The sequence below is a fragment of the Phyllobacterium sp. genome (genome assembly GCF_037994405.1).
In the GTDB taxonomy this organism is placed as follows: Bacteria; Pseudomonadota; Alphaproteobacteria; order Rhizobiales; family Rhizobiaceae; genus Phyllobacterium.
This window is the reverse complement of the sequence record NZ_JBBNAN010000109.1, coordinates 1-3,662: the sequence shown is the minus strand read 5'-3', so window position 1 is coordinate 3,662 and position 3,662 is coordinate 1. Positions and strand designations below refer to the sequence as shown.

Annotated in this window: 4 protein-coding genes and 1 pseudogene; all 5 read right to left on the bottom strand. The window is 56.9% G+C overall.

From position 1 onward, the window contains the following. Positions 1 to 100: 100 nt before the first annotated feature. Positions 101 to 1,018: a J domain-containing protein gene (locus AAAC48_RS06525; RefSeq protein WP_340653404.1), complete on the bottom strand. Its 918-nt coding sequence runs from the start codon at positions 1,016 to 1,018 to the stop codon at positions 101 to 103. A gap of 417 nt (positions 1,019 to 1,435) precedes the next feature. Continuing rightward, complete coding sequence (locus AAAC48_RS06520; protein ID WP_340653405.1) at positions 1,436 to 1,711, bottom strand: c-type cytochrome; 276 nt, start codon at positions 1,709 to 1,711, stop codon at positions 1,436 to 1,438. Between the two features lie 288 nt (positions 1,712 to 1,999). After that, a pseudogene (locus AAAC48_RS06515) lies at positions 2,000 to 2,190 on the bottom strand (DDE-type integrase/transposase/recombinase); the annotation flags it as partial. 71 nt (positions 2,191 to 2,261) lie between these two features. Further along, positions 2,262 to 2,633: a group II intron maturase-specific domain-containing protein gene (locus tag AAAC48_RS06510; protein ID WP_340653403.1), complete on the bottom strand. Its 372-nt coding sequence runs from the start codon at positions 2,631 to 2,633 to the stop codon at positions 2,262 to 2,264. Between the two features lie 728 nt (positions 2,634 to 3,361). Next, positions 3,362 to 3,662: hypothetical protein (locus AAAC48_RS06505; protein WP_340653402.1), on the bottom strand; the 301-nt coding region annotated here is incomplete at its 5' end.

Below are 3,662 nucleotides of genomic sequence, written 5' to 3'. Positions count from 1 at the left end.
TCGGCATCCTGGCGCGGCTCGACCAGTTCATCCCGGATCCAGTCTTCAAGATCGCTTCGCTGAAGCGTGGCTATTTGCTCGACAAGGTCATCCAAGCGCATCATGGTAGCATCTCCTTGCGCGGATTGTCCGGATTTTTCGGCTGCCAAGTTTCCAAAAACGCGACCAGCTCGGGCTCCATTACTGGGGGCAGAACGACTTTCAGTGTTACCAGCTGATGTCCGCGTTGACCGGTCTTGCGGTTGCGAATGCCCTTGTCGCGTAGTCGCAGCGTCTTGCCTGTATTCGATCCCTTCGGAATAGTCATCGTGACGGGGCCGTTTATGGTCGGAAGCTCGATGCGAGCGCCCAGCACCGCCTCTTTCAGCGTAACAGGAACCTCAACATGAATGTTGTCGTCCTTGCGCATGAAGAACGGATGCGGCTCGATATGCAGCTCGACGTAGGCATCTCCGGCAAGCCCACCGCCGAAACCTGGATTGCCCTGTCCTTTCAGCCGCAGCATCTGCCGGTCCTCAGCCCCTTCGGGGATCGTCACCTGCAGCGTCTTGCCCTCAGACAGCGTGATCGAACGCACGGCGCCGTTGGCCGCTTGCAGAAACCCGACCGGGAGCACATAGCTCACATCCTGGCCGCGTGCCCGAAACGTGTCATGTGACCGCCGACCTCCGCCCGCGAAAGCCCGCGTAAGAAATTCTTCCAGATCCCCGTTGCTCGCGAACCCATCCTGCGCGGCATGCGAGGCGTATGCAGGCCCGTTGGCGAAATCGCGATAGAACCGCTCCTGCGGCCGCTCTGCACCGCTAGCGTCGATTTCGCCCGCATCGAACCTCCGCCGCTTCTCCTTGTCCTTGAGCAGGTCATTGGCCGCCGAGATATCCTTGAACTTCTCTTCCGCTGCCTTTTCGTTCGGATGCAGATCGGGGTGGAACTTACGCGCCAGTTTCTTGAACGCCTCTTTAATCTCCTTGTCGGTCGCGGAGCTGTTGACACCAAGCGTCTCGTAAGGGTCCTTCATGCGCATGTTCCCAATTTACGCCATGGCTCGATCGGTCATTCTCGCATTCCGGACGCTACCCTTAATCGCCGAGTTCGTTCAAGTCCGGATTCCCATCACGAGCTTCTATGACTGGATGTGACGATGTATTTAGATATAAGAATGCGGCCGTTCGTGTAAATCGTTGCATTCGGGAGGCTGGCCGAACGCAGAAGGGGTTCGCACCCATCATTCGCGGTGCTCGCAGTCAACGTGCTTCTTCTCAACCGACACGAGCGCGAGAGAGTTCGCTGAACACTCCGGCTGCGGACCTCTGCGCGAGCCGATGACGGCAATAAGAGCAGCGTGATCGGAACCGAAATGTTGCGATTACGATCTCGCACGTAGCCGTCTTCGCAGTCGCCGCAGCTTAGAAAGGACTGGTTGTGCCGCCTGGAATTAGCGCGCTTGGCGCCGGATGTACGCGACGAGATCGGCAATCTCGGAACGCGTGAGCGAAAGGTTCGGCATGCGCGAATGATGGGGGTTCGCCAGAAAGGCGGAAAGCGTTGCCTCGTCGAAACGACCCGACCCACTGATTTGAGCGAAAGTAGGGACGGCGTCAGAGCCTTGCCGCTGCCCGGGGGCAACGACGTGACATTCCGCACACCAACGCTCGGCAATTCGCCGGCCGTTGGCGCTATCGGCCTCCGCGCTGCCGCAGGCGAATTGCATGACCAGCACCATAGCGACGCTCAAGCACGCCACGCGTCCATACCCCATTCGCATCGCGCCCCTCTGCTCCTCACTTTCGCTGGTTGCCAACTCACCGCACTCCGCCTCAGACCCATACTTACACAGTGCTTCGCTCAGGAATAGCAAGAAGCGCACTATATACTTAACATTGCGAGCGAAAGTGCCGGGCAGATAATCCGGGTTGATCTTAGGCAACCGTCGCATGTGCGATTTCGTTCCGTACTGCCATAGCCGTGCTGCGCAGATCGCGATGTTCGGCAGTTGCGGGGCGGCATAGGAGCGAAGCTTGTCGGCGGCCAGTACGCGGGGTGTGCAGCCCTGCCTTTTCAGTAGTTTGCGCATCTGACGCTTTGCCGCCTTGCATTTCTCCGGCTCTGGACCAGGACATCAAGCACGAAGCCGTCCTGATCCACGGCGCGCCAGAGCCATTGCTTTTTACCCGCGATGCTGACGACGAGTCGAGTGGCCCGGGGATTTCACCCCCAGGCTCTCACAGATCCGGACGCGAGTGTCTCCACTCATCCGGCTCCTACCGTCCAGCCGTTGCCCGGTACAACAGCCGCCAATGTGCAAACAGCGCTGGCTCCCGGCGGCTTACGTCCTGGACACAATACCGCGCACGCCGACGATGTTCTCTCAGACGGCGATATTTCGACATAGCCCAGCATGCCAGGCGTAGATCGAGATGCATCAATGCGCGGGAAAGTGCCGATTTATGATAACGACGATAGTAGTTCATCCAACCACGAATGATCGGATTGAACATCTTGGCCAGATCGTCGATGCGCATGTTCGATACGACGTCAAGCTGCCAGTCCCGCATCGTCTGACGGATGGCTTTCGCGGCCCGTTTCCTGATGCCCGGGCTGAAGTTGACGAAGATCTTGCCCAATCGGTTCATCGCCAGTCTCGGCCGAAAGGTGTAGCCGAGAAAGAAGAACTGATTGCGACCCGCTTGACTCGCGGCGGAACGTAGCTGCCCGATGACAGTCGGTCCCACAGTTTGAACAGGTTGTTCTTCACATCCCGGTCAGAGGATTCAATCGACTGATCATCGACACCGGTTGCTCCCCCCGGTTCGCCCTTACCCGTCGATAAGCCTCCCAAACAGCATGTTTGGGAATGTCCAACGGCTTTGCTTTAGCCAAAGGTTCCTCCCGCATGACGGTTGACCTTGCAATAAAACTGGACAGTGTTGCGCGTTCGCTCCAACGCCATTACGGCACCTTCATTACTACTCATCTCCTGTGCAGCATAGCTGCTTTGGAAGTGCTTAAATCATAGCTCCTCCCTCGCACCTTCGTGGCGCACCATCATCAAGATCCCATTTGTCGCCGAAGCCGCCTGACCTGCTGCGAATTCGATGGGGAAATTCCGGCCGAACTTTTCCACCATGCAGGCCGACGACGATTCTACATGACAAAGGAACGGCCAATACTACCATTGGCCATGGGAGATTAGCGCCGTGTCCAGCAGTATTGTCATCAGCCAGCTTTCCGAAACACCACATCTTCACTGCTGGCGATGACTACAAGATCAGGGGTTACCGTATCGACGGTCAATGCGCATTCATCGTTGCGCTGGCGTTTGTTGACAAGCATCTCGAAAGCTCCCTGCATTATTTTTCGATCACGCAATTAATTCACGGCTATCTCGGCCGTCACCTAAACTTGCCTGCGGAAATCCAGACCAACATTTCCGACCATCCTGTCGCCGAAAAGGAAAGTGACCTGTATCTGACGGCATTGGGCTTGAGTGTTGAGATAGCCGATGGCGGTCAGGTTGGGCGCGTAAAATGCCTTTGGCGCATAGCGTCGACGTCATCAACGAAATCGTGCAAGACTTATCCTTGCGCTGGATCAAAGCGCCGTAGGATTTTTCAGGTAGATTGGTATCTGCCATGACTGAAATAATACAATACCTCGTGCTG

Coding starts and splice junctions, on each gene's coding strand:
- AAAC48_RS06525 (WP_340653404.1), bottom strand. CDS start 1,018: ATGAAGGACCCTTACGAGACGCTTGGTGTCAACAGCTCCGCGACCGAC.
- AAAC48_RS06520 (WP_340653405.1), bottom strand. CDS start 1,711: ATGCAATTCGCCTGCGGCAGCGCGGAGGCCGATAGCGCCAACGGCCGG.
- AAAC48_RS06510 (WP_340653403.1), bottom strand. CDS start 2,633: ATGAACCGATTGGGCAAGATCTTCGTCAACTTCAGCCCGGGCATCAGG.